We start from the raw sequence: 25,269 nt of genomic DNA, 5'->3' as shown, positions 1-25,269 counted from the left end.
TCGGCTCAGCTACCGAGCGCGGTCTTCACCGCTGCCGCTGCATCGCCGCCATCGAAGGTGGTGACGCCGGCAATCCACGGCGCGACCGCGTCAGGGTGCTTCTTCAGCCAGTCGGCTGCAACCGTGTTGGCGTCGCCGCCCTTCAGGATCGCGTCCATCATCTCGCCTTCCATGTCCAGGTTGAACTTCAGGTTGGCGATGAACTTGCCGGCATTCGGGCACTCGGTGGTGTAGCCCTTGCGCACATTGGTGTAGACGGTGGCGGCGCCGAAGCCGCTGTCGCCCATGCCGTCGAGATAGGTGATCTTCATGGCGCCCATGACCGGATGCGGCGTCCAGCCGAGGAAGGCGATCCACTCATTGTTCTTCATCGACTGCTCGGCCTGCGTCAGCATGCCGGCTTCCGAGGACTCGACCAGTTCGAAACCTTCGAGATTGTCCTTCGGGTTCTTGATCATGTCGAGGATGATGCGGTTGCCGTCATTGCCGGCCTCGATGCCGTAGATCTTGCCGTTGAACTTGTCCTTGAACTTGCCGATATCGGTCAGCGACTTGACGCCGGCGTCAGCGACATAAGTCGGCACGACGATGCCGTAGCCGGCGCCCGTCAGGTTGGTGCTGATCGTCTCGACCGAACCGTCGGCGGTGTAGTCCTTGATGTCGTTGGTCATCGACGGCATCCAGTTGCCGAGGAACACGTCTAGATCCTTGTTTTTCAGCGACGCCATGGTCACCGGCACCGAAAGCTGGATCGTCTGCGGCTCGTAGCCGAGCGCGGTGAGCAGCACCGAAGCGACGCCGGTCGTCGCCTGGATGTCGGTCCAGCCGACATCGGAAAGGCGCACCGTCTTGCAGCTCTCCGGATCGCCGGCGAGAGCAGCGCTCGTGGACAGGAAAGTCGCCAGACCGAGGCCGGCGACGAAGGTGTTCATACGCGACATTGGTAGTCTCCCATTGTGATTCTTTGGCGAAGCGTCGTTACGGTTCTCTGCCCGCCTTGTTTCGTCAGCCAAACACCATTCTGGTGTGGTTTCAAGCATTAAGGCAATCACGATCAACGGCGCGGACTGGCCAAACAGCGACACGCTTGCCGCTTTTTCGATGGCAGATGGCTTTTCCCGTGAAATGCTGAGGTGCCCCCCTCCCCGCGCTGCGCCAACTCGGCTTAAAAGAGCGGCATGGCCAAGCTTTACTTCCACTATGCGACGATGAATGCCGGCAAGACGACGATGCTCTTGCAGGCGTCCTATAACTATCGCGAACGCGGCATGACGACGATGCTGTTCGTCGCCGGCCATTACAGAAAGGGCGACACCGGGCTGATCTCCTCGCGCATCGGCCTGGAGACCGAGGCCGAGATGTTCCGCGACGGCGACGATCTCTACGCCCGCGTCGCCGAGCACCATGAGCACACGACCGTGCATTGCATCTTCGTCGACGAGGCGCAGTTCCTCGAGGAAGAGCAGGTCTGGCAGCTTGCCCGTATCGCCGACCGGCTGAACATCCCGGTCATGTGCTACGGCCTGCGCACCGATTTCCAGGGCAATCTGTTTTCCGGCTCGCGTGCCCTTCTGGCGATCGCCGACGACCTGCGCGAAGTGCGCACTATCTGCCGCTGCGGCCGCAAGGCGACGATGGTCGTGCGTCTCGGCCCTGACGGCAAGGTGGCCAGACAGGGCGAACAGGTGGCGATCGGCAAGGACGTCTATGTCTCGCTCTGCCGCCGCCATTGGGAAGAGGAAATGGGCCGCGCCGCGCCCGACGACTTCATCGGCTTCACCAGAGGCTGAACGGCCGGGGCAACATGAAAATTCTCCAGTTCGCAGTCGATTGCCCGTTTCCGCCGGTGTCAGGCGCCGAGATCAGGAACGCCGCCAACGCGCGTGCCTTGGCATTGATGGGCGAGGTCCTGACGGTAAGCCTAAGTGGCGCCCCGGCGCCTTCCACGCCGCCGAACATCCGTCACCGGATCATCGAGACCGCGCGTGGCCGGGATCCCTGGTACAGGCGTAGCCCCCACCCGACCATGCACATCATGCCGGACGACGAATTGGCCGAGGCCGATGCCCTGTGGCGGCAATTCGACCCCGACCTCGTGGTTGTCGAGGAGATCATGCTTGCGCAGTTGCTGACGCTGGCGCGGAAGCATCGCGCGCGCACCGTCCTTGACCTGCATAACATCGATTCGCGGACGGTGGCGGACCGGATCGCCGGGCTGACTCTGTGGCAGCAAATTCGAGGCTGGCGCCAAAACAGGCGCAAGAAAGCGCAGGCGCGCGACGCCGACAGGCGTGCGGCGGCCGCCGCCGATCAGGTCTGGGTCTGTTCGCGGACCGACGCGATGCTGCTGTCTGCTCTCGGCCCTGTCGACGACGTCAGGCTCATCGCCAACCCAGTTCCGGACGAGAGCGTTCTCTCCCTGCCGATTGGCCCCGAGCGGTACCGTGAGCTCAGCCTGTGCTTCATCGGCCATCTCGGCTATTTCCCCAACATCGACGCCGTCAAGCAGATCGGCCGTAGAATGGTGCCGCGCCTCGCCGCTTCCGGTCAGCCATGGTCGATCACCGTCGCCGGCAGGAACCCGGGCAATGTCTTGCGCCAGACTTGCGCGAAAAACGGGCTGAGGCTCATCGAAAACCCGCCCTGTCTACCGGACCTGCTCGGCGCCGCCGGCTATGCGCCGATCCCGCTGCGCTTCGGCGGCGGAACCCGCATCAAGGTGCTGGAGGCGATGGCAGCGGGCCTTGTCGTCGCCGCCACCGAAAAAGCCGTCGAAGGGCTCGGCCTGCAGGCGGGCGGGCATTTCCTGTCCGACAGCGATGCCGGCGAACTGGCGTCGAAAATCATCGATCTCGCGAAACACCCGCAAGCGGCGGCTGAGATGGCGGAGAGCGGCCGCACCTTCGTGCGCGATAACCACTCATCGGCGGCAATTGAAAAAGCGATCGGGCAGGCAATCGCGGAAATGCCGCTCCACCGGACGGGATAAGACCCGTCTTGCAATCCATCCACCGTGCGGCGTTTGTTAAGGCTCTGCGGCCTATTTTGCCCGCAGCCAGAGCCAGCCGGGGACCGCCATGCTTAGAGCCATTTCGTCAGCACTTGTCATTTACTTAGCCGGCATCATCGCCGCGCAGGCCGACGGCGACGCGACACTCGGCAAGAAAGTGTTCTACCGGTGCATGGCCTGCCACGAGGCGGCAACCGACCGCGACAAGGTCGGACCGCATCTCCTCGGTGTCGTCGGCCGCACCGCAGGCACAGCCGAGAATTTCAACTATTCGCAGGCCATGAAGGATGCCGGCGCCGCCGGCCTCGTCTGGGACGAAGCCAACCTCAAGGCCTATCTCAGCGCGCCCAAGCTGAAAGTACCCGGCAACAAGATGGCGTTCTCCGGCCTGACCAGCGACGACGACATCGCAAACGTCATCGCCTATCTGAAGGCCGATCCGAAGCCCTGAACGGCTGGATGCTTAGCGTGACGGCGATGGTTTTCGCCAGCTGTCTCTCGCCTGTAACCGGTTGAGTTCTCTGCCGAATTTCAGGGCATCGACGCCAGCGGAGATCGGTTGCGTTGCCAGCATCAAAGTTCAATGACAGTTGAACAATGTGTGGCCGGTCAATTAATCACGCCATGACCCCGCCTTCATTGACTTTCAAGACGATGACGGATTTTTTTGTTTTCGGGGCGGGTCTTGTCTTGCGTCTTTCAATCCCCGGATGCCCCACATATATTCGCCGCTGTTCGCAGCCAGCGACCGGAAGCCGAAGCGGGAGGCCCCTATGGCGACATTGCAGAATTTCGATGCCGAAATTGCCAAGACCAGGCAAGTCGTGCAGGACATGCGCACCAAGATCGAGCAGTCCGGCACCGTGCTTGACACGCTGGCCACCGCCGACAAGAAGATCGGTGACGCCAATTTCGACATCGAGAATGCCCGCATCGAGGACGTGCTGAAGCAGCAGAAGGTGATGGAAGGCAACATCGCCGACCTGATCATCGGGCTGGAAGACGCCACCAACGTCTTCGGCACCGAATTCGAGAGCATGAAGAACTACACCGGCTGGGAAAGCTTCGTCGGCGTCTTCTCCGCGCAACGCAAGCAGCGCATGCGCACCGACCGTGTCCGCAACATGTCGCTGGCCGGCAATCTGCAGGAGCTTCTGGTAAAATCCGACACCATCGTCGGCATCCTGAAGGCGCAGAAAGAGGTCCTCGACCAGCGCTACAAGACCTCCGAAGCCAGCCTGTCGCAGGTGATCGAGCGCCGCAAGGTGACGATGACCAACCTCGAAGCGGTGCAGAAGCGCATCGAGGAGGTCAACCCGCTGCTGCTCGACATCGAGAACAAGATCGCGGCGTCAACCAGCCAGAAGGAGCGCACGCAGCTTGAGGGCGAGCGCTCGAAACTGGCCACCGAATACAATGAAAAGCAGGCCAAGGAGCAGGAGCTGCTGGCCGAGAGCCAGACGCTGGAGCGCTACACCTCGATGTTCCAGACCTTCGTCGATTCGCTCAACAACCAGATTGCCGCGCAGTCTACGCTGATCAACAAGCTGACCATCGATACCGAACAGCGCATCGTGCTCTACAAGGCCCTGGAAGATTCTTTGAAGACCGCCGCCCAGCAGGACGTCGCCCACAAGATCAACACGCTGGGCAGCCAGGTCGACAACACCGCCGAAGAGACCATGGCCGGCATTGGCGCCGCCGCGCAAAAGCACATTGGCGATCTCCTCGAAATGCACGAGAAGAACATGGTCGCCAGCGCCGACATCCAGCGCCGCAAGAAGCTTGCCGACGATGCCTTCGCCCGCCGTTTCGACGACGTGATGAAGAAGCACAATTCGGCGAACTACGTGCAGTCGTAAGGAGCGGCTGCACGCGGGCACACCGGCATGACTCCCGAAAATGAAGCGGCGGCGCGCTATTTTTCCGCCATCACGGCCGCACTCAGCGGCCTTGAAGTGTTCATGCGCGACGACCGCTCGCCGCTTTACCGGCACGGCATCGTCGCCAAGATCGTCGCCGAATACATTGCCCGGCTGGACAAGTCGTTCTCCTGCTGGCGCAACCGTCTCGGCTTCATGGACACGTTCCGCATTTCGCGCGCCGACAGCGGCTATCCCGTCTTCCAGAACCTGCTCGAACTGGAAAACGATCGCCGCCAGGCCGACGCACGGCTGGCCAACATTCCGCTGGCCGGCGAATTGCGCGAGGAAATGGCCGACTTCATCCTGCGCCACAAGGAATTCCCCGAAGCGCTGCAGAAGTCGATGGCCGAGCGGCTCTATCTCGAGGACGTCAAGAGCGAGCAGACTTTTGGCCCGTTCTCGCTGGCGCAGACGGCCAAGGTCTCGGTCAATCCAAAAACCTTCCGGCCCTATTACCTCGTCCACTGGGCGACATTCGACGGCAGCGCCAACCTGCCGCTGGTCTATATGGTGACGGTGGAGGATTCCTCCGAAGCCATGATCAGCCAGCTTGTCGACAGCAACGGCAAGCTCAACGAACGGGTCGACATTCCGCTCCCCGTCGACGGCCTGCTCAATCCCGAGCTCGCTCACCGCTTCGACGATTTCACCGAGAAGAATTCCGCCTACACGCTGTCGCCTGCGACGATTGCGGTTAATCTCGACAAGGATTTCGAGCCGCTGCACCCCAAGCAGTTGCGTCGTGTCGTGCTTGGCCCTTTCTATTCCGCTGGTATCACCGACAACAATTCGACGGTGACCGAGGTGCTGGCCAAGGTGCGCAAGCCCGAAAATGCCTGGCTGCTCACCTGGACTATCCAGGAGGTCTATTCCAAGGGCGAGAAACCTGGACGCAAAGGCCTGTTTTCAAGCGAGAAGACGACGCAGGAATTCTTCATCAACACCGACGATCTCGAAGCCGCACGCCAGGGCGTGTCGAGCTATGAGAACCACGCGCTGATCCCGCACGAGGCCTATCAGGCACTCTACGCGGCGGGGGAGGCACAGAAGATCTTTTCCGGCTACAAGGTCCACATCCTGTCCAACGGGCAGGTCATCTCAGACGTCTGACCGTCACACCACGGAGCATCCTTCATGGACACCGGCCTGACCACCATCCCGGAAGCGGCGATCGAAAAGCACCGCGCCACGGCGCAGAGCTTCATCACCCGCGTCGTCGTTCTGGAAGACCCTTCGCGCGAATCCGGCACCGCCCTTGCCGGCACCAACCGCCGCTTCGTCTCGACCGTCTCGGTCGGCTCGGTGCGTCGCACGCGCGAGGTCGAACTGACCAAGACCGTCGCCGCCATTCATCCCGACGATCAGCTGATGAGCATCCCGCAGCACACGCTGCTGTTTCGCGCCCGGCGCGGCCTGGCCATTGCGCTCGCCATCTCCGACGTTTTTGCAGAGGGCTCAGACCTTGAAGGCCTGCAGGCCAAGAACACCCGCGCGCCGCTGGAAGGCGACGATGCCGCCACCTTCAAGAAGCTTCTGTCAGCATCGGCTTACGTTTCAGCCTTCAGCCTTGCCTCCTATCTGTTCCAGCTGATCGACAGCGATGGCGAGGCGCCCAACGACATCCCCGAGCCGGACTTCCTGTTCGACACACCTCAGGATGCGGTGAAGTCGATCGTCGCCGGTCTCGACAAGGCGATTGCGGGCTCCAAGGATGATGGCGACCTGACGACGCGGGCGCGTGCTTTCGCGCGCGTTGCCATAGACGGGCTGCTGGCGCGCAAAGGCCGCTTCGACGGCATCGGTCCGTTCGAGAACGCCCATATCCGCATCGACGCCGACGATTTCACCCTCGACGGCTTCGACGTCGCGCCCGGCAAGCGCTCCAAGCCGCTGGTGATGACCTTCAAGAAGCCTGAAGAGGTCGTCGGCAACCACATTGCCAAATACCAGTCGGTCAAGCTCGCCAAGATGCTGATGGCCTATGATTTCGAGCGCGAGCTGAACCCGTTTGTCGAGCTCGGCGGATTCCTCTTCACCTTCATCGGCGACGGCGCGCCCGGCACCGGCAAGACGACGCTGATCCAGATGATCGCCGGCCTCGTCAACGGCTATTGCCAGGTCGCCGGCTATCCTTTCGCCTATGAGAATTTCGGCGTCGACCAGATCTCGTCCTACCAGGGCAAATCCGGCCAGAACTGCCGCCAGTTCATCAACAATGTCTTGAACCCGCGCGTCATCGGTTTCGGCACCGTCGACGATATCGACCAGGTGGCGGCACGCCGCTCCGACGACCGCGCTTCGGCCGGCCAGCAGGAAATCACCGGCGTGTTGATGGATGCCTTTGCTGGAGCCGGCACGGTGGTGCGCGGCAACTGCTCCTTCGGCATGTTTTCCAACTATCCCGAAAATGTCGACGACGCGCTGCGCCAGCGCGCCGGCGCCCGCTGGCTGGTCGACGGGCCGCAGAGCCGTGACGACTATGTCGACATCTTCGTGCTGCTCGCGGGCAAGAACCACAAGATCCCGCTTGGCGACCACAAGCTTTACGCCGCGCAGGAAATCCAGCGCGCCGTGACCGAAGCCTATGAGGAGCATGAGAAGCCGCAGGAAGACGGGCTGATGAAGGTCTATGAGCGCTACATGAAGGAAAATGGCGCGCCGAAATCGATGGCCGACATCGGCACCTATCTGCACCTGATCAAGGATGCCGAACCGCGCTTCACCGGCCGCGCCATCAAGAACGTCACCGACGCCATCAAGATGCGCGCCATGGACATCGAGCTTCCCGACGACTGGTTCGAGAAACCGGAAGCCTTCATGCACAAGGGCTACGATGAAAAGAAAGCCATGATCGAAGAACTGCGCGGGCCGTTCTCGATGGACATGGTGATGCAGGAGATCAACCGCTACGCCGATTCCGAGTTCCGCTATTCCGACAAGTCAGACGACGCCGCAGTGGAAAAACTGCTGCGCGACGCGAGGCTGCGTGAACGCGCAGGTCGTGAGATGGAGGAGATGAAGAAGAAGGGGCTCTGGAATGCGTGAGTTGCGCCGGCCTCCCCTTCTCCCCTTGTGGGAGAAGGTGGATCGGCGCGATAGCGCCGAGACGGATGAGGGGTGTTCCAGCGGAGTGAGACGCTGGCGTTCCCTGGAACACCCCTCATCCGTCGCCTTCGGCGACACCTTCTCCCACAAGGGGAGAAGGGAAGGCCGCGCTGCCCCTCATCCGCCCTTCGGGCACCTTCTCCCCGTGAACGGGGAGAAGGATAAGTGAGCGCCAAGAAACCCGACCTCCTGCGCGACAACGAGCTGATCTATGGCCGGCTGTTGACGGTCGACGAATCGCACCTCATCCAGCGCTACAACAAGGCGCTTCTCGCCTTCGGATTGAAGCCGACCAAGCTGAAGAGCTTCCAGATCGACCGCACCGGCTTCTCGCCCGAGATCGCCGAGGAATGCGGCGACTATAACTACCTCGATCCCAATGAGGTCAACCGCCGCTTCATCATCCTGACGCCGTCGCAGATCGACCTGCCGGTGGTGCACACCGCATTCTCCAACACCTCGCAGCTGATGTTCGAGTTCATGTCCAAGAACCAGCGCGCCATCGACGCGCTGACCATCAAGGACGTCATCTACGGCGAGATCGAGGATTCCGTTCCGCTGGTCAACGACATCGAGGACCTTCTCTCGATCAGCCAGGTCGAGTTCAAGGTGTTGTCGGCCGAGGATGTGCTGGGAAAGGCCGCCGAACTCGGCAAGCTCGTCGACCGGCTGAAGCAGGAGCCGGACGCCTGGCGCGACAATGCCATGCTGACCCGTATGGTCGATCTCGCCAAGGTCTGCGGCGACATCAGAGAGAACGCGCTGGTTCCCGACCAGGTGATCTTCCGCCACAACGCCTTCTGGACCAGCCATTTCGGCGGCGTCTACGTCTTCGTCGATTCCGAAATGACGACGGTCATCGGCGACCCGGCCGCACCCGGCTTTCGCCGCTCGCGGCCCTGGCAGGTCAGCTACCTCTCGATCAACGATGCCGACAAGGTGTTCAAGTTCCTGGCCTCGACCGGCCGCATCGAACTGCCGCGCGCGTCATGGGTCGAAAGCTCGGGCTATCTCGAGCATCGCGCCGAGATGGTGGTGCGATCGCTGATCCGCGACACCGAGCCGAACCGCAATCTGACCGACGTGGACAAGGTCTGGCTGCAGACCTGGATCCACGGCCATGCCGACCTGATCACCAGCGATGGCAATTTCCCCTTCCTCAACGCCGCCAAGCGCGAGATCGCCCAGCTCGGCCATCTCAAGATCGAGGATGTCGCGCCGCGCCAGCGCTTCCTGGTCGTGCGCGGCAAGCCCGACCATCCCGATGCATGGCTGACCAACCAGCTGATCTCGGATTTCGTGCCGCAGGACTTCGTCTCGCGCTACGTCTTCAACAAGCCCGGCTTCTACAAGGACTATGACGGCTACAGCGATGCCTGGCGATCGCATGTTGTGGACGTTCTGAAAACCACATATTTGAAGGACAAGGTGGCGTTTCGCACGCGCCTTTATGGCCTGACTGATTGAGGGGTGAAAACAGCCATGCTTGATCCGATCGTGAATTTCTTCACCCGCATCTTCCAATGGATCGGCCGCGGCATCGGCCTCGCCATCGGCGTGGTCCTGTGGCCGTTCATGTGGGCCGGGCGCTGGTACACGCAGCGCGGCTGGATCCTGAAGGCGGTGGTCGGCCTGGCTTTGCTTGTGCTGATCGGCCTCTACGCCAACTTCTTCTACGCCACCCAGTGGTGGAACAAGTTCGACCCCAACTACGTCGACAAATACACCTTCGAGAACCGCAACATTTCCGCCGGCGAACAGGTCGCGGCCGGCGCCGGCACCGACACCGCCAAGACCTGCGGCAATTCGGGCATCGCCCAGGTGGCGGCCGACCTCACTGACTTCAACGTCAACCAGAATGCCTGGGTCTCGTCGATGATCCTCTACAAGCTCGGGCTGTTCGGCGTCGACTGGGATCACACGCCGTTCATGGACAACAAGGCCTCGTTCCAGCGCGGCGTCAACCAGGCGGTGCGGCGCACCGCCACCGAGCTTGCCGACAATCTCGGTCGCGTGCGCACGACATCGCAGATCGACGCCGATCTGCAGGATGCGCGCGGCAATCTGCAGTTCGATGAGGAAACCTGGTATTTCGGCCTGAACCCGTTCGGACCGAAGACGCCGACGCCGAGCTACTATCGCGATGCCGTCAACAAGCTGCGCTCCTTCAACGCCCGCCTGGCCACCTGCCAGGCGACGTTCGACGCCCGTGCCGACAATCTGAAGCAGTATATAGACCGCATCTCCTCCGACATCGGTTCGACCTCGGCGATCCTCAAGGAGCGCGCCGAAAACCACAACAATGGCTGGTTCGACTTCCGCGCCGACGACCGCTTCTGGTTCGCCTATGGCCAGCTCTATGCCTATTACGGCCTGATGAAGGGCGCCCAGGCCGACTTCGAGGACGTGATCAAGGAAAAGCATCTCGGCAATCTGTGGGACACGATGGACGCCCAATTCGTCTCGGCGCTGCGCATCCAGCCCTTCATCATCGCCAATGGCCGCGAGGATGGCTGGATCATGCCGACCCATCTGACTACGATGGGTTTCTACGTGCTTCGCGTGCGCTCCAACATGGTCGAGATCAGCAACGTTCTGACCCAGTAGCGCTTATCGCAACGCCAGCAGCGATGGCAAATTTGCGTCGTCGCCTCTGTCGCATTCCGTGCATTGCGCGGCTGTTTTGAGACGGCGCAATGCCGCGTCCTCTGGCTTCTATACGGCGCGGCAACGGAGCCAGGAAGAACCGGCGACAGGTCGGCCCGGCCGCGGAGACACTTTCTTCATAGGAAACATAGTTGCATGCAAGTTGACGCCGCGGCAGCGACAGGGTTAAAACATGCCCGCGCCCGGGTTCAACATGCCTGCGAGTGATATCAAACCCGTCCCCTCCACCGTCCAATCCGAAGGAAAGCCGTCATGGCCGAAGTGAAGTCCGACATCGAGATCGCGCGTGGCGCCAAGAAAAAGCAGATCCAGGAGATCGGCCAGAAGATCGGCATCCCGACCGAGCATCTGCTGCCTTACGGCCACGACAAGGCGAAAATCTCGGCCGAGTTCATCAAGTCGGTGAAGGGCAACAAGGACGGCAGGCTGATCCTGGTGACCGCCATCAACCCGACGCCGGCCGGCGAAGGCAAGACGACGACCACCGTCGGCCTCGGCGATGGCTTGAACCGCATCGGCAAGAAGGCGATCGTCTGCATCCGCGAGGCTTCGCTCGGTCCGAATTTCGGCGTCAAGGGCGGCGCGGCCGGCGGCGGCTATGCGCAGGTCGTGCCGATGGAGGACATGAACCTCCACTTCACCGGCGACTTCCACGCCATCACCACGGCGCACAATCTTTTGTCGGCGCTGATCGACAACCACATCTACTGGGGCAATGAGCTCGGCATCGACACCCGCCGCGTCGTCTGGCGCCGCGTCATGGACATGAACGACCGCGCTCTGCGCGAAATCATCGCCTCGCTTGGCGGCGTCGCCAACGGTTTCCCGCGCGAGGCCGGCTTCGACATCACCGTCGCTTCCGAAGTCATGGCGATCCTGTGCCTCTCCAACGACCTGAAGGATCTTGAAAAGCGCCTCGGCGACATCATCGTCGCCTACCGCCGCGACAAGACGCCGGTCTATGCCCGCGACCTCAAGGCCGACGGCGCCATGGCGGTGCTGCTCAAGGACGCCATGCAGCCGAACCTGGTGCAGACGCTGGAGAACAACCCGGCCTTCGTGCATGGCGGCCCGTTCGCCAACATCGCGCATGGCTGCAACTCCGTGGTCGCAACCACAACGGCGCTGAAGCTCGCCGACTATGTCGTCACCGAAGCCGGCTTTGGCGCTGACTTGGGCGCCGAAAAATTCTTCGACATCAAGTGCCGCAAGGCGGGCCTCAAGCCGGCAGCGGCGGTTATCGTCGCCACCGTGCGCGCCATGAAGATGAATGGCGGCGTCAAGAAGGAAGACCTCGGCAAGGAAAACATCGAGGCGGTGAAGAAGGGCTGCGCCAACCTCGGACGCCACATCGAGAACATCAGGCAGTTCGGCGTGCCGGCGGTGGTTGCCATCAACCACTTCTATTCCGACACCGACGCCGAGATCCAGGCGATGAAGGACTATGTCGCCTCGATGGGAGAGGAAGCGATCCTGTGCAAGCACTGGGCCCATGGCTCCGCCGGCATCGAGGATCTCGCCAACAAAGTGGTGGCGCTGGCCGAATCCGGCGCCTCGCAGTTCGCCCCGCTCTATCCCGACGCCATGCCGCTGTTCGAGAAGATCAACACCATCGTCCAACGCATCTATCGCGGCTCGGAAGCGATTGCCGACAAGTCGGTGCGCGACCAACTGCATGCCTGGGAGCAGGCCGGCTATGGCCACCTGCCGGTCTGCATGGCCAAGACTCAATATTCCTTCTCGACCGACCCGAACCTGCGCGGCGCGCCGACCGGCCACACCGTGCCGGTGCGCGAGGTCAGGCTTTCGGCCGGCGCCGGCTTCGTCGTCGTCATCTGCGGCGAGGTCATGACCATGCCCGGCCTGCCCAAAGCGCCATCCTCGGAAAAGATCCTCCTCAACGAAGCCGGCCAGATCGAAGGCCTGTTCTAAGATCTTTCATCTCGACAATCAAAAGGCGCCGCAGCGATGCGGCGCCTTTTTGCTTCCTGAGAACTAAGCCGCATTACGCGCCAGCGCCCGCTGGTTGGACGCGTAGGGCGTGTCACGTTCGGACAGGGCACCTGTCTTCAGGCAATCGATCCATTCGGCGGTCTTGAGCACGGCCGCGAAGCGTGATTGCAGAATGATGCTTACCACGCGGTGGATCTCTTCGGCCGAGGCATAACCGGCGCTGTTGGCATAGGGCAGCGAGCCGGTGGCGTCGGACAGGAATTCCACCGCGAAGCCCATATGCACGGCGTGGATCACGGTAGACAGGTCGCAATTATGCGTCATGTAGCCGACAACGGTGATCATATCGATGGCGTTGGCGCGCAGCCAGATTTCAAGATCCGTACCGGTAAAGGCGCTTGGCAGGGTCTTTTCGACATAGTGGTCGCGCTTACGCCTGGCGATTTCGGGATGCAATTCGGCGCCATGGCTGCCCTTGGCGAAGACGGGCGAGGTCTCGGGCGCCATCTGCTTGATCACCACCACCTTCACGCCGGCGGCAGTAGCGGCGTCCATGGCCCGCGTCACATTGACGACGCTGTCGCGGAACGGCGGATACTGGATGGCGAGGTTGCCGCCATCATAATCATTCTGGACATCGATGACGATGAGTGCGCGGCGCAGCGTGGTGTTGGCGGACATGGTGTTTTCCTTTCGGGCTTGAATGGGACAGGTCGAAAATAGGCCGATCGCCCGGCTGTCAAAAGTGGCCCGATTGACATCATTCGAAAGAATTGGGACAATCCGGTTTCGCTTTGCTGGAAACGCCCATGACTGATCCGATCATTGCCGTCCTCGCCTTTGACGGCATCAGCCCGTTCCACCTCTCCGTGCCGTGCGTGGTTTTCGGCACCGACCGCACCAAGCTCGGCCTGCCGCGTTTCGACTTTCGCGTCTGCGCGCTCGACGATGGGCCCATCCACACCGATGCCGGGCTGACGATCGCGGTGCCGCATGGGCTCCCCGCGTTCGACGATGCCGACATCGTCATCATTCCGAGCTGGAAAGATCTCGACGCCCCGCTTCCCACCCCGCTCCTCGAAGCGCTTACGCGCGCAAACCGACGCGGCGCGCTGATCGTTGGCCTCTGTCTCGGCACCTTCGCCATCGCCGCCGCTGGGCTGCTCGCCGGCCGGCGGGCGGCGACGCATTGGTTCTCCACCGACCGGTTGCAGGCGTTGCATCCCGACATCGAAGTCGACGCCGACGTGCTCTATGTCGACGATGGCGACATCGTCACCTCGGCCGGTGTCGCCGCTGGGCTCGACTGCTGCCTGCACATCGTGCGCGCCCGCTATGGCGCGGAGATAGCGCTGCGGCTGGCCAGGCACATCGTGCTGTCGCCGCACCGGCAGGGCGGGCAGGCCCAGTTCATCGAGCGCCCGATGGCGAAGACCCCGGCAACCGACCGCTTCACCCAGGCGCTCGACACGGTGCGGGCAACGCTCGGCCAAACACACAGCCTCGACCGTGTCGCCGAGGCCGCCGGCCTGACCCGGCGCACCTTCACCCGCCGTTTCCAGAAATCGATCGGCACCAGCTTTGGCGAGTGGCTGGCCGGCCAGCGCATCCAACTCGCGCAACGGCTGCTGGAGGCGACGGAAAAATCGATGGACATGGTGGCTTTCGAGGCCGGCTTCGGCAGCGCCACCTCGCTGCGCCAGCATTTTTCAGCGCGGCTCAAGACGTCACCGGCGCAATACCGGCGTGAATTCTCGCGGCGAGCCGGTAGGGATGAAAGTGTGGCGCGCGTGGCTTCGCATTGACCGCCCTGCGAAGGATTCAGCCGCGCTTGACCGCCCGCGCCGGATTGCCAACCACCGTGGTATTTGCCGGCACGTCGCGCGTCACCACCGCGCCGGCGCCGACGATGGCGCCATCGCCGATGCTGATGCCGCCGAGGATGATGGCGCTGCCGCCAATCCAGGCGTTGCCGCCGATGGTGACCGGCCTGGCGATCTCCAGCCCCGCCTGCCGGCCCGCAGCCTCCTTATGGTGCTCGGCGCAGTAGATCTGCACATGAGGTCCAAGCAGCGTCCGCTTGCCGATGTGCACCGGCGCAGTGTCGAGGATGGTGCAGCCGGCATTGAGAAAGGTGCCTGCGCCGAGATGGATGTTGAGCCCGTAGGCGCAGTGGAAGGGCGCCTCTATGCGGGCGCCCTCGCCCACGCCGCCGAGCAGCGCCGATAGCGCTGGACCGATGTTGCCGCGCTGCCGGGGCGGCAGCGAATTGTGCTCGAACACCGCATCGCGCGCGACCACCCGCAGCGCCTCGAGTTCGTCATCGATGCAGGTGTACCATTGGCCTGCAATCATCTTCGCGCGTTCGCTTGCGGACATGGCCACGCCTCCGATTTGATCTCCTGCCAAAGCACAATCCTCATCCGGGGAAAAGCCCGCTGTCCAAATCCCCGGCCTATGCTAGCTTGCCGCGCGGACCGTCCGAGGTTCCGCACTGAGGGGATCGACCATGCTCTATCTGCTTGCACTTCTGATCGGCATCATTGCCGGTCTTCGCGCCATGACCGCGCCGGCTGCGGTCGCCTGGGGCGCTTATCTCGGCTGGCTCCCGGTCGCCGGCACCTGGGCAAGTTTCATGGGCCACTGGGCCGCCGTCGGCATCTTCACCATCCTCGCCATCGTTGAACTCATCACCGACCAGCTGCCCTCGACGCCGAGCCGCAAAGTGCCGCAGCAATTCGGCGCACGCATCATCATGGGCGCCTTCACCGGTGCGGTGATCGGCGCGACCGCCGGTTCCACCATTGGCGGCCTGATTGCCGGCGCCATCGGCGCCGTCATCGGCACGTATGGCGGCGCCGAGACGCGCGGCCGTTTGGCGGCCGCCTTCGGCAAGGATTTGCCTGCCGCCCTCATCGAGGACGCAGTCGCGATCATCGGAGGCCTGTTGATCGTGGCGGCTGTGGCATGACGGCAAAGACCTTCGACGCCATCGTCATCGGCGCCGGACAGGCCGGCACTCCGCTCGCAGGCCGGCTGAACGCGGCTGGCATGAAGGTGGCGCTGATCGAGCGCAAGCTCATCGGCGGTACCTGCGTCAACACCGGCTGCATTCCGACCAAAACGATGGTGGCAAGCGCCTATGCCGCGCATCTCGCTCGCCGCGCCGCCGACTATGGCGTGACGCTCGGTGGGCCCGTCGCCGTCGACTACAAAGCGATCAAGGCGCGCAAGGATAAGGTGTCGGGCGCCTCCCGCAGCGGGCTGGAAGACTGGATCGCCGGCATGGACAATTGCACGCTCTATCGGGGCCATGCTCGTTTCGAATCCGCCTACACGGTGCGCGTCGGCGACGAGCTTTTGACCGCCGAGAAAATCTTTCTCAACACCGGCGGCCGTGCCTCGGTGCCGGATCTACCCGGCATCCACGACGTCGACTACCTCACCAACTCCTCGATGATGGATCTGGACGTACTGCCGCGCCATCTCGTCGTCGTCGGCGGCAGCTACATCTCGCTCGAATTCGCGCAGATGTTTCGCCGCTTCGGCTCCGAAGTCACCGTCATCGAAAAGAGCCCGCGCCTCACAGGCCGCGAGGACGAGGATGTGTCGGCCGCCATCCTGTCGATCCTCGAGAACGAAGACATAACGGTCCATGTCGGTGCCGACGACATCCGTTTCGCCAAACAGGGCAACGACATCGCCGTGACCTTCTCCGCCGGCAAGCCGCCGGCCGTCGGATCGCATGTGCTTCTGGCGCTGGGTCGCACTCCCAACACCGACGATCTCGGCCTCGACAAGGCCGGCGTCGCGATCGATCTGCGCGGCTTCGTCACTGTCGACGATCAGTTGCGCACCAGCGTGCCCGGCATCTGGGCGATGGGCGACTGCAACGGCAAGGGCGCCTTCACCCACACCTCCTACAATGATTATGAGATCGTCGCCGCCAACTTGCTCGACAACGACCCGCGCAAGGTCAGCGACCGCATCGAGGCCTATGCGCTCTACATTGATCCGCCGCTCGGCCGCTGCGGCATGACCGAGGCTGCGGTGAAGAAATCCGGACGCAAGGCCCTGGTCGGCCAGCGGCCGATGACCCGCGTCGGCCGCGCCGTCGAGAAAGGCGAGACGCAGGGCTTCATGAAGATCCTGGTCGATGCCGACACCAGGGAGATCCTTGGTTGCTCGGTGCTTGGCCCCGGCGGCGACGAGGCGGTACACTGCGTGCTCGACCTGATGTACGCCAAGGCGCCTGTCGACACGTTAGCTCGCGCCATGCACATCCATCCCAACGTCTCGGAGCTGTTGCCAACCATCGCCCAGGAGCTGAAGCCACTCGTCTGAGGCCCGGCTGCGTCAAGCTCAGCGCTTTCTGCATTGGTGCATTGGAGCGATGTTCATTGCGCCCGACATGGCTTCTCAGGCGCTCGAACGGTCAGCCCCTGCAGCGACCGTTCCGGCTAACGCTAAATGATCGCATTGCGCCCATAGCGGCGTAGTCTGGACCAATCGACAGCCCTTCGGCAAAGGTGCATGTGTTCCGCCTCTTGTCCTGGAGGCATCCCATGCAGAAATCGATCGAACGCATCGTCGGCGACACCGAAGGCGTTTCCTACGAATTTCCGGTGTTCCGCTTTGCCGGCGCCGACAAGGCCGCACCTTCGGCCTATCTGCAGGCGGCACTCCACGCCGGTGAATTGCCGGGCGTCGTCGCCATCGACGCGTTGATGCCGGCGCTGGACAAGGCCGAAGCTGAAGGCCGCATCAAGGGCAACATCACGATCGTGCCCTGGGCCAACCCGATCGGCCGCGCGCAATATCATTTCGGCGAGCATCAGGGCCGCTTCAATCTCGGCACCCGCAACAATTTCAACCGCGGCTTTCCACTGCTCGCCGCGCCCGACGTGACGCTGTTACCGGACACCACCCTCGGCACCGCCGACCAGCAGTTGAAGACGCGGTTGATACAGCTTTCGATCGGCCACGACATCGTGCTCGACCTGCATTGCGACGATGAAGGACTGGCCTATCTCTACGTCCACAGCAGCCTGTGGCCGGCGATGGCCGATTGCGCTGCCGCCATGGGCATCGATGCGGTGGTGCTGTGGAGCGAAGATACTGACGGCACCTTCGAGGGCGCCACGATCATGCCATACCAGAACGTCCCCGCCGGCGTGGCGAAGCTCGATCGCCGCGTCGCCACCACGGTCGAATATCGCGGCATGCTCGACGTCGACGGCGCGCTCGCCGCATCCGATGCCGAAGGGCTTTACCGGCTGCTGGTGGCGCGCGGCGTGATCGCCGATCCTGCCCTGCCCGTGCCGGGCAGCTTCGCCGGCTTCGTCGCGCCGCTGGAAAACATCGACATGATGCCGGCGCCCCGGGCGGGTGCGATCCTCTACGACGTCAAGCCCGGCGACCGCGTCGCCAAGGGCGCGCGCCTCGCCACCATCGTCCATACACCCGGCGAGACCGGCGGTCGCACCGAAGTGTTGGCGCCGCAGGACGGCGTCATCCTGACCCGCCGTTCGCGCCGCATCATCCGCGCCGGCGAGGATCTCTTGAAGCTGGTCGGCGACAAGAAGAGCGCCGACGCAAGGTCCGGGACGCTGGAAGACTGACCTAACCAGAAATAGCCTGCCGCGCCTTGGCCTCCAGCCATTCGGCCATCTGCCGGTAAGGCACAGGCCCGTGGCTGATGCGGGAAACGCCGAGCTCGGCCAGCCGCTGGCGAGGCGGCACATGCGCCAGCGCGATGATGTTGACCGGCAGCGCCGTCGCTTTGCAGAGCGCCTCGATCAACCCTTCGTCGCCGAGGCCCGGCGCAAAGAAGCCGCTCGCGCCGGCCTTTTCATAGGCCTTCGCCCGCTCGATCGCCTGGTCGAGAAGACCCTTGTCATGCACATCCGGCTTCGCCTTGAGGAAGATGTCGGTGCGGGCATTGATATAGGCCGGAATGCCAGACGCTTTGACCGCCGCCGCTGCCGCCTCGATCCGCTTCACCTGTACGGTGATGTCGTGCAGGCCGGCGCCGCCGACGATCTGGTCTTCGAAATTGAAGCCGATGGCGCCGGCCTGCAGGGCACGTGTCACGGTCTGGGCGACAGCCTCCGGCTCGATGCCATAGCCGCCTTCAAGGTCCATGGTCACCGGCAGGTCGACCGCAGCCACGATGCGCTTGATGTTGTCCAGCGCCAGTTCCAGCGGGATTTTCTCGCCATCGGCATAGCCGAAGGCGGCCGCCACCGGCCAGCTTCCCGTGGCGATGGCCTTGGCGCCCGCCTTCTCGACGATCTTGGCCGAGCCCGGATCCCAGGCATTGTAGAGAACGATGGGGTTTCCCTTGACATGGAGGGCATGGAACGTGCGTGCGCGCTCGATCTGGTCGGTCATTGCTGTCTTTCCCGTCTTTCTCGATGTTGGACGAATAGTCTAGGCAGGACCACCAGCTCTGGCGATGTGCCATGGGTCGCGGAAGCGGCGGCCACGAACAGGCGTTTCAAACCTGTTGCGCATCCGGCTTTTCGCCGCTATGGATTTCGCCCATGAACATGCGTTCGATCAAGACCGTTTGGTGGTGGGCTCGCTGACAGCGGCCTGTTCGAACGCGTGCGCGTGAAAATAGAAGGTGGCCGCAACGGAATGTCCGGGCGGCCATTTGTTTTTTCAAAGCCAGTTCCGGGTCCGTTGCCCAACAAGCCAGATGGAGACGGCAATGACGACGATAAAGGTTCTGGAAAACGGCGCTGAACGCTTCGTGACCGGGGGTGGCGTCACCATCACCCGCGAGCGCCACGACAAGCCCTATGCCGGCGCGATCGACGCCTATGTCGACGGGCTGAATTCGCGCCGCGGTGCTGTGTTTTCCTCGAATTATGAGTATCCCGGCCGCTACACGCGCTGGGATACGGCCATCATCGACCCGCCGCTGGTGATCTCGGCGCGCGGCCGCGCCATGCGCATCGAGGCGCTGAACAGCCGAGGCGAGGTGCTGTTGCCGCTGATCGGCAAGGTGCTCGCCAGCTTGAGCGAAGTCACTATCACCGAAAGCTCGAAAAAGCTGATCCGCCTCGACGTCGCCAAGCCCGGCCGGGTCTTCACCGAGGAAGAGCGCAGCCGCGTTCCCTCCGTCTTCACCGTGCTGCGCGCCATCACCGCTCTGTTCAAGACCGAGGAAGACGCCAATCTCGGCCTTTACGGCGCCTTCGGCTACGACCTCGCCTTCCAGTTCGATCCGGTCGACTACAAGCTGGACCGCAAGCAGAGCCAGCGCGACCTCGTGCTGTTCCTGCCCGACGAGATCCTGGTCGTCGACCATTATTCGACCAAGGCCTGGACCGATCGCTACGACTATTCCGGCGAGGGTTTTTCGACAGAGGGACTGCCGCGCGACGAAATCGCCGAGCCGTTCAAGACCGCTGACCGCATCCCACCGCGCGGCGACCATGAGCCGGGCGAATATGCCAATCTGGTGCGCAAGGCGATGGACTCCTTCAAGCGCGGCGACCTGTTCGAGGTCGTGCCCGGGCAGATGTTCTACGAGCGCTGCGAGACGCAGCCTTCGGAGATTTCGCGCAAGCTGAAGTCGATCAACCCGTCGCCCTATTCCTTCTTCATCAATCTCGGCGAAAACGAGTATCTGATCGGTGCCTCACCCGAAATGTTCGTGCGCGTCAACGGCCGTCGCGTCGAGACCTGCCCAATCTCCGGAACCATCAAGCGCGGCGACGACGCCATTTCCGACAGTGAGCAGATCCTGAAACTGCTCAACTCCAAGAAGGACGAATCCGAGCTGACCATGTGCTCGGACGTCGACCGCAACGACAAGTCGCGTGTCTGCGATCCGGGCTCGGTGCGCGTTATCGGCCGCCGCCAGATCGAGATGTATTCGCGCCTGATCCACACGGTGGATCACATTGAAGGCCGTTTGCGTGAGGGCATGGACGCCTTCGACGCCTTCCTGTCGCATGCCTGGGCGGTCACCGTCACTGGCGCGCCGAAACTGTGGGCCATGCGCTTCATCGAGCAGAACGAGAAGAGCCCGCGCGCCTGGTATGGCGGCGCCATCGGCATGGTCAATTTCAACGGCGACATGAACACCGGCCTCACCTTGCGCACGATCCGCATCAAGGACGGCATCGCCGAGGTGCGCGCCGGCGCCACGCTGCTCTTCGACAGCATCCCCGAGGAAGAAGAAGCCGAAACCGAACTGAAGGCATCCGCCATGCTCTCCGCCATCCGCGACGCCAAATCAGGCAATGCCGCCGGCACCGAACGCGCCACCGCGCGCGTCGGCGACGGCGTCAACATCCTGCTCGTCGACCACGAGGACTCCTTCGTCCACACGCTGGCCAACTATTTCCGCCAGACCGGCGCCAATGTCTCGACCGTGCGCACGCCAGTGCCGGAGGAAGTGTTCGAGCGGCTGAAGCCGGATCTCGTCGTGCTGTCGCCCGGCCCGGGCACACCGAAGGATTTCGATTGCGCCGCGACCATCAAGAAGGCCAGGGCCCGCGACCTGCCGATCTTCGGCGTCTGCCTCGGTCTGCAGGCGCTGGCCGAGGCCTATGGCGGGGAACTGAGGCAGTTGCATGTGCCGATGCACGGCAAGCCGTCGCGAATCCGCGTCTCCAAGCCCGGCATCATCTTCTCCGGCCTGCCCAAGGAAGTCACCGTCGGCCGCTACCACTCGATCTTTGCCGATCCGGTACGGCTGCCCGACGGCTTCGTTGTCACCGCCGAGACAGAGGACGGTGTCATCATGGCCTTCGAGCACCGCAAGGAGCCCATCGCCGCCGTGCAGTTCCACCCGGAATCGATCATGACGCTCGGCCACAATGCCGGCATGCGCATCATCGAGAACATCGTCGCCCATCTGCCGCGCAAGGCCAAGGAAAAGGCCGCTTAGCTCCGATGGCGGCAACGGACAACATGGCGGCGATCGCAGCTAAGGCAGCGGCCAGGCAAAGGATCGCCAGCCTTGCCTTCTGGTCGATCATTGTTGCCTTTGTCGTCCTCGCGCTCAAGCTTGCCGCCTGGTACATCACCGGCTCGGTCGCACTCTATTCGGACGCACTGGAATCGATCGTCAACGTCATTGCCTCGGCCGCCGCCTATTGGGCGATCCAGGTCAGCTACAAGCCGGCCGACCAGGACCATCCGTTCGGCCACCACAAGGCCGAGTATTTCTCGGCTGTGCTGGAAGGCGTGCTGATCGTGCTTGCAGCACTGTTGATCCTCAACGAGGTCTGGCGCTCCTGGCAGACGCCGGCGCCACTCGAACAGCCTTGGGAAGGCCTTGCGATCAACGGCGTTGCCACCGTCATCAACGCCTTCTGGGCCTGGACGCTGATCCGCGCCGGCAGGGCTGCGAAATCACCGGCGCTGGTTGCCGACGGCAAGCACATCATGACCGATGTGGTGACCTCGATCGGCGTGTTCGGCGGCCTCGTCGGGGCAATCCTGACCGGCTGGCAGATCCTCGACCCAGCACTTGCCGTCCTCGTTGCGCTCAACATCCTGTGGCAGGGCTGGCACGTCATCGGCTCGTCGATGAACGGGCTGATGGACAGAGCCGTCGATCAGAAGGAGCACATGCACATCCGCGACATCATCTCGGCCAACTGCAAGGGCGCGCTGGAGGTTCACGACCTCAAGACCCGCATCGCCGGCCGCGCCACTTTCATCGAGTTCCATCTGGTCGTAGACGCCGACATGACGGTCGGCGCCAGCCACGTCATCTGCGACCGCATCGAGGACGCGCTGAAAGCCGAAATCCCGTCCGTGCGCGTCACCATCCATGTCGAACCGGACGACGAGGCGAAGCTGCCGAAGGGCACGACGGCGGGGCCGTTCGCATAAGGTGACTTCCTGCACGACTTGGAAAATTAGCCGAAGCCCACACAACTGCGTCATTCTAGGGCGAGGCAGGAGCGAAGCTCCGTCGCGGAGACCTAGAATCCATGCCATGACCTCAGCCGAATGGTGCAGCGGCGCTGAATTCTGCACCGCAGCAGTGCTCATGCGTCACGGCATGGATTCTACGGTCTGCGCTGCGTCGCTTCGCTCCTTGCTCCGCCATAGAATGACGAAGCGCGGTTTATGGTGAACAAGCCGACTGCGGCATGGCCTCCAGCCGGTAGACCTTGTCGTCCGACTTCGTCTTGCCGTCCGCCGCCTTCGAGCACAGATCGACAATCGCCAGGCTGCTGTTGGGGTTCGCCAGCATCATGGTGCCGTTAGCGCCGCGCTTGAGGAAGATTTCCTTCTGCGCGATATCGCAAGCAAAATTGCTCATCTTCGCGCTGGCCGCGCAGCGCCATTGGTCCGCTTCGCCCTGGCAGGAATAGGTCTGCGTGACCCTGGCCCCGTTCTTCCTGGTCGTCACCGTAACGGCGATGTCGGCGCCGTCCGGCCAGTTGGTGACATCGCCGCCCGCAGCGAAGAACGCCAGTTCGACCGGCCCGCGGAAGACGCGGATCGACTGCGTCACCTGATCGGGATGCGAAGAGAGATGCGCGGCATCGTAGTCGCGCCCGAAGCAGAAGGGCTGGTCCGGCTTCAGCCGTTCGCGCAACGGAGCGCCGAGCGCCGGATCGATCGGGTCAATACGCGCGAACTCGGCCTTGCAGGTCGCGACCGGCATCGGGTCGAGGCGGAAATTGTCGTCTTCTGAGCCCAGCGCCTGCCTGTCATATTCAGCCTCGCCCAGTTCGTCTTCCGATCCTGCATCGAGATAAAGATCGGAAGACACATCGGTGAGGATCAGGCGGCCTTTGTCGTCGAGCTTCAGCGAGGCCATGGTGCGGTCGCAGTCCATGCCGCAGCGGATCGGGCCTGATTTGCCGTCCTCCGACTCATGATTGCACCAGCCGCCGGCCCATTGCGGCGTCTTGGCGCCGCGCACGGTGGTGGTGAGAAAACCATTGTAGGAGGTATCGGCGTTTGCCGTCGGCTCCTCATTCGGACGGCTCACCGGATCATGGCCATACAGGAAGAATATCCGCGCCACCTTCTGCTTCGGATGTGCCTTGAGGTGGGCTGCGTCATAGACCCGGCCGAAACAGGCATCGGCGCCGTTCGGGCTGAGTTCAGCCAGTTTTAGCGCGTCGTCGGCGACGGCGGTGCCGGCCAGCAAACCGAGCAGCGCAATTCCAAATCCGGTGCCGACAAATCTCTTCCCTTCCCCTACCCTGAATGCCATTGGACCCCCTCCTCGCATCGACAGGACGTAACGTCAATTTATGCTAGTATCGTGGCCACAGCCACGCAATTTGCGGTGAGCGTCAAGCGGGGGAGAATGCCATGCGCCGACGCGACATGTTCCGGGCCAGCCTTGCCGGCGCTGCCGGCCTGTTCGGGTTGAACCAGGCGGCAGCAGCCGAAGAAAAGCCAAAGGTGGCCTATCACCTCAGCGACGTCGACAAGGTCAATTTTGTGCTCGGCAACATCAAGAACCACTATGATGGCACCGGCGGCAATGTGGAAATCGTGCTGGTCGTGCATGGCCCTGCCCTTGCCGCCTTCAAGTCGAAGGGCATATCGGCGGCGATTTCGGGCCGCTTCGCCGGCCTTGTCGGCCAAGGGCTCGAGCCGCATGCTTGCGGCAACACCATGAAAGGCATGGAGATCACCCTTGCCGACCTGCTCGACGGCTTCCACGCCGCTGACAAGGGCGGCGTCGTCAAGCTCGCCGAACTGCAACGTCAGGGCTACGCCTATCTCAGGCCCTGAGCCGCCACGGGCTTGAACGTGAAGGCCATGAGAGCCTACGAAGGGAGGCCTGACATCCCGAAGGAAAAGTGCTCATGACCGCGGCCACCCTCGTCATCCCCGATCTTGCCGGCAAGGCGGTGCTGGTCACCGGCGCCTCGACCGGCATAGGCGCTGCCCTGGCACTTGCCTATGCCGCGCAAAAGAGCCGTGTCGCGCTGCACTATAACTCGAGCCGCGAGGCGGCCGAGAAGCTGGCCAAGACCATCCGCGACGGCGGCGGCGAGGTGTTCCTGACACAGGGCGATTTCTCAGCTGCCCCCGATGTCGAGCGCGTCGTAGAGGAGAGCGCTGAGCATTTCGGCCGGCTCGACGGGCTGGTCAACAATGCCGGCGGCATGCTTGGCCGCGTGCCCTATGCCGAGCAGACCGAGGCGCATTACGACGCGGTGATGGATCTCAACGCCCGCTCGGTGCTGACGGCGTCACGCAAGGCGATGCCGTGGCTGAAGAAACAGGGCGGCTTCATCGTCAACACCTCGTCGATCGCCGCGCGCAATGGCGCTGGTGGCGGCGCTGGTCTCTATGGCTCGGCCAAGGCCTTCGTCTCCAACGTCACCCGCGGCATGGCCAAGGAGCTGATCTCTTTCGGCATCCGCGTCAACGCGGTGGCGCCCGGCACGATCGCGACGCCCTTCCACGAGCGCTATTCCACCGACGAACAGATGAAGGGCATGGTCGCCACCATTCCGCAAGGACGCGCCGGCACCGCTGAAGACTGCGTCGGCGCCTATCTCTTCCTGTCTTCCGATCTCCTGAGCGGCTACATCACCGGCCAGGTGATCGAGGTGAACGGTGGCCAGTTGATGCCTTGACCGGGCAATTGCATACTGCGTC

The 25,269-nt window shown here is 62.9% G+C and carries 22 protein-coding genes; 17 read left to right on the top strand and 5 right to left on the bottom strand.

Annotated elements, in window-relative coordinates:
- Positions 1 to 5: 5 nt before the first annotated feature.
- On the bottom strand, positions 6 to 941 hold the full coding sequence (locus ACWGTO_RS23875; protein WP_454577246.1) for a choline ABC transporter substrate-binding protein: 936 nt from the start codon (positions 939 to 941) through the stop codon (positions 6 to 8).
- 237 nt (positions 942 to 1,178) lie between these two features.
- Here ACWGTO_RS23875 and ACWGTO_RS23870 point away from each other — a divergent pair, with 237 nt between their 5' ends.
- The 9 genes from ACWGTO_RS23870 to ACWGTO_RS23830 all read left to right on the top strand — a co-directional run bounded on the left by ACWGTO_RS23870 (position 1,179) and on the right by ACWGTO_RS23830 (position 12,639).
- Positions 1,179 to 1,790 carry a thymidine kinase gene (locus ACWGTO_RS23870; protein WP_112561118.1) on the top strand — a complete coding sequence of 204 codons (612 nt, stop codon included), beginning with the start codon at positions 1,179 to 1,181 and terminating at the stop codon, positions 1,788 to 1,790.
- A gap of 14 nt (positions 1,791 to 1,804) precedes the next feature.
- Positions 1,805 to 2,989, top strand: coding sequence for a glycosyltransferase (locus ACWGTO_RS23865; RefSeq protein WP_454577245.1), 1,185 nt, complete (start codon positions 1,805 to 1,807; stop codon positions 2,987 to 2,989).
- 88 nt (positions 2,990 to 3,077) lie between these two features.
- Positions 3,078 to 3,461: a c-type cytochrome gene (locus ACWGTO_RS23860; protein WP_454577244.1), complete on the top strand. Its 384-nt coding sequence runs from the start codon at positions 3,078 to 3,080 to the stop codon at positions 3,459 to 3,461.
- A gap of 322 nt (positions 3,462 to 3,783) precedes the next feature.
- Positions 3,784 to 4,872: a hypothetical protein gene (locus ACWGTO_RS23855; protein ID WP_454577243.1), complete on the top strand. Its 1,089-nt coding sequence runs from the start codon at positions 3,784 to 3,786 to the stop codon at positions 4,870 to 4,872.
- A 27-nt stretch (positions 4,873 to 4,899) separates the two neighbouring features.
- Entirely contained in the window at positions 4,900 to 6,045 is a 1,146-nt protein-coding gene (locus ACWGTO_RS23850) for a hypothetical protein (protein WP_454577242.1), read from the top strand.
- Positions 6,046 to 6,069: 24 nt separating this feature from the next.
- Positions 6,070 to 7,980 (top strand): ATP-binding protein, encoded by a 1,911-nt coding sequence (locus tag ACWGTO_RS23845; RefSeq protein ID WP_454577241.1) that lies wholly within the window; start codon positions 6,070 to 6,072, stop codon positions 7,978 to 7,980.
- Positions 7,981 to 8,205: 225 nt separating this feature from the next.
- Positions 8,206 to 9,507: a DUF6638 family protein gene (locus ACWGTO_RS23840; protein WP_454577240.1), complete on the top strand. Its 1,302-nt coding sequence runs from the start codon at positions 8,206 to 8,208 to the stop codon at positions 9,505 to 9,507.
- 15 nt (positions 9,508 to 9,522) lie between these two features.
- The gene (locus tag ACWGTO_RS23835; RefSeq protein WP_454577239.1) at positions 9,523 to 10,647 is read left to right on the top strand and encodes a DUF2333 family protein; all 1,125 of its coding nucleotides are present in this window, start codon (positions 9,523 to 9,525) and stop codon (positions 10,645 to 10,647) included.
- 312 nt (positions 10,648 to 10,959) lie between these two features.
- Positions 10,960 to 12,639, top strand: coding sequence for a formate--tetrahydrofolate ligase (locus ACWGTO_RS23830; RefSeq protein ID WP_454577238.1), 1,680 nt, complete (start codon positions 10,960 to 10,962; stop codon positions 12,637 to 12,639).
- A 63-nt stretch (positions 12,640 to 12,702) separates the two neighbouring features.
- On the opposite strand, the gene ACWGTO_RS23825 is transcribed toward ACWGTO_RS23830, so the two are convergent.
- On the bottom strand, positions 12,703 to 13,341 hold the full coding sequence (locus tag ACWGTO_RS23825; RefSeq protein WP_454577237.1) for a cysteine hydrolase family protein: 639 nt from the start codon (positions 13,339 to 13,341) through the stop codon (positions 12,703 to 12,705).
- A gap of 128 nt (positions 13,342 to 13,469) precedes the next feature.
- Between ACWGTO_RS23825 and ACWGTO_RS23820 the strand changes: the two genes are divergently transcribed.
- Positions 13,470 to 14,465: a helix-turn-helix domain-containing protein gene (locus tag ACWGTO_RS23820; RefSeq protein WP_454577236.1), complete on the top strand. Its 996-nt coding sequence runs from the start codon at positions 13,470 to 13,472 to the stop codon at positions 14,463 to 14,465.
- A gap of 16 nt (positions 14,466 to 14,481) precedes the next feature.
- On the opposite strand, the gene ACWGTO_RS23815 is transcribed toward ACWGTO_RS23820, so the two are convergent.
- Positions 14,482 to 15,039 carry a sugar O-acetyltransferase gene (locus tag ACWGTO_RS23815; RefSeq protein WP_454577235.1) on the bottom strand — a complete coding sequence of 186 codons (558 nt, stop codon included), beginning with the start codon at positions 15,037 to 15,039 and terminating at the stop codon, positions 14,482 to 14,484.
- A 130-nt stretch (positions 15,040 to 15,169) separates the two neighbouring features.
- On the opposite strand from ACWGTO_RS23815, the gene ACWGTO_RS23810 reads away from it, so the two are divergent.
- The 3 genes from ACWGTO_RS23810 (at position 15,170) to ACWGTO_RS23800 (ending at position 18,281) form a co-directional block, all read left to right on the top strand.
- A complete protein-coding gene (locus ACWGTO_RS23810) occupies positions 15,170 to 15,631 on the top strand; it encodes a DUF4126 domain-containing protein (RefSeq protein WP_454577234.1) in 462 nt (153 codons plus the stop codon).
- Positions 15,628 to 17,004, top strand: coding sequence for an FAD-containing oxidoreductase (locus tag ACWGTO_RS23805; RefSeq protein WP_454577233.1), 1,377 nt, complete (start codon positions 15,628 to 15,630; stop codon positions 17,002 to 17,004). Before ACWGTO_RS23810 ends, ACWGTO_RS23805 begins: the two co-directional genes overlap by 4 nt.
- A 221-nt stretch (positions 17,005 to 17,225) precedes the next feature.
- Complete coding sequence (locus ACWGTO_RS23800; RefSeq protein WP_454577232.1) at positions 17,226 to 18,281, top strand: peptidase M14; 1,056 nt, start codon at positions 17,226 to 17,228, stop codon at positions 18,279 to 18,281.
- A 1-nt stretch (position 18,282) separates the two neighbouring features.
- Here the strand turns inward: ACWGTO_RS23800 and ACWGTO_RS23795 are convergent, their stop codons facing one another.
- Positions 18,283 to 19,053: an isocitrate lyase/PEP mutase family protein gene (locus ACWGTO_RS23795; RefSeq protein WP_454577231.1), complete on the bottom strand. Its 771-nt coding sequence runs from the start codon at positions 19,051 to 19,053 to the stop codon at positions 18,283 to 18,285.
- A 310-nt stretch (positions 19,054 to 19,363) separates the two neighbouring features.
- Between ACWGTO_RS23795 and ACWGTO_RS23790 the strand changes: the two genes are divergently transcribed.
- Complete coding sequence (locus tag ACWGTO_RS23790) at positions 19,364 to 21,568, top strand: anthranilate synthase (protein WP_454577230.1); 2,205 nt, start codon at positions 19,364 to 19,366, stop codon at positions 21,566 to 21,568.
- Between the two features lie 5 nt (positions 21,569 to 21,573).
- The gene (locus tag ACWGTO_RS23785) at positions 21,574 to 22,521 is read left to right on the top strand and encodes a cation diffusion facilitator family transporter (RefSeq protein WP_454577229.1); all 948 of its coding nucleotides are present in this window, start codon (positions 21,574 to 21,576) and stop codon (positions 22,519 to 22,521) included.
- Positions 22,522 to 22,759: 238 nt separating this feature from the next.
- Here ACWGTO_RS23785 and ACWGTO_RS23780 read toward each other — a convergent pair whose 3' ends face one another.
- Positions 22,760 to 23,863 (bottom strand): hypothetical protein, encoded by a 1,104-nt coding sequence (locus ACWGTO_RS23780; protein ID WP_454577228.1) that lies wholly within the window; start codon positions 23,861 to 23,863, stop codon positions 22,760 to 22,762.
- Between the two features lie 101 nt (positions 23,864 to 23,964).
- On the opposite strand from ACWGTO_RS23780, the gene ACWGTO_RS23775 reads away from it, so the two are divergent.
- Together ACWGTO_RS23775 and ACWGTO_RS23770 are read left to right on the top strand one after the other, a co-directional pair.
- Positions 23,965 to 24,393, top strand: a complete 429-nt coding sequence (locus ACWGTO_RS23775) for a DsrE family protein (RefSeq protein ID WP_454577227.1) — start codon at positions 23,965 to 23,967, stop codon at positions 24,391 to 24,393.
- A 74-nt stretch (positions 24,394 to 24,467) separates the two neighbouring features.
- On the top strand, positions 24,468 to 25,247 hold the full coding sequence (locus ACWGTO_RS23770) for an SDR family NAD(P)-dependent oxidoreductase (RefSeq protein WP_454577226.1): 780 nt from the start codon (positions 24,468 to 24,470) through the stop codon (positions 25,245 to 25,247).
- The last annotated feature ends 22 nt before the right edge of the window (positions 25,248 to 25,269 follow it).

The sequence above is a fragment of the Mesorhizobium sp. PL10 genome, from assembly GCF_053714315.1.
The sequence above is the reverse complement of the archived record's forward strand: the minus strand, read 5'-3'. Positions and strand labels throughout refer to the sequence as shown.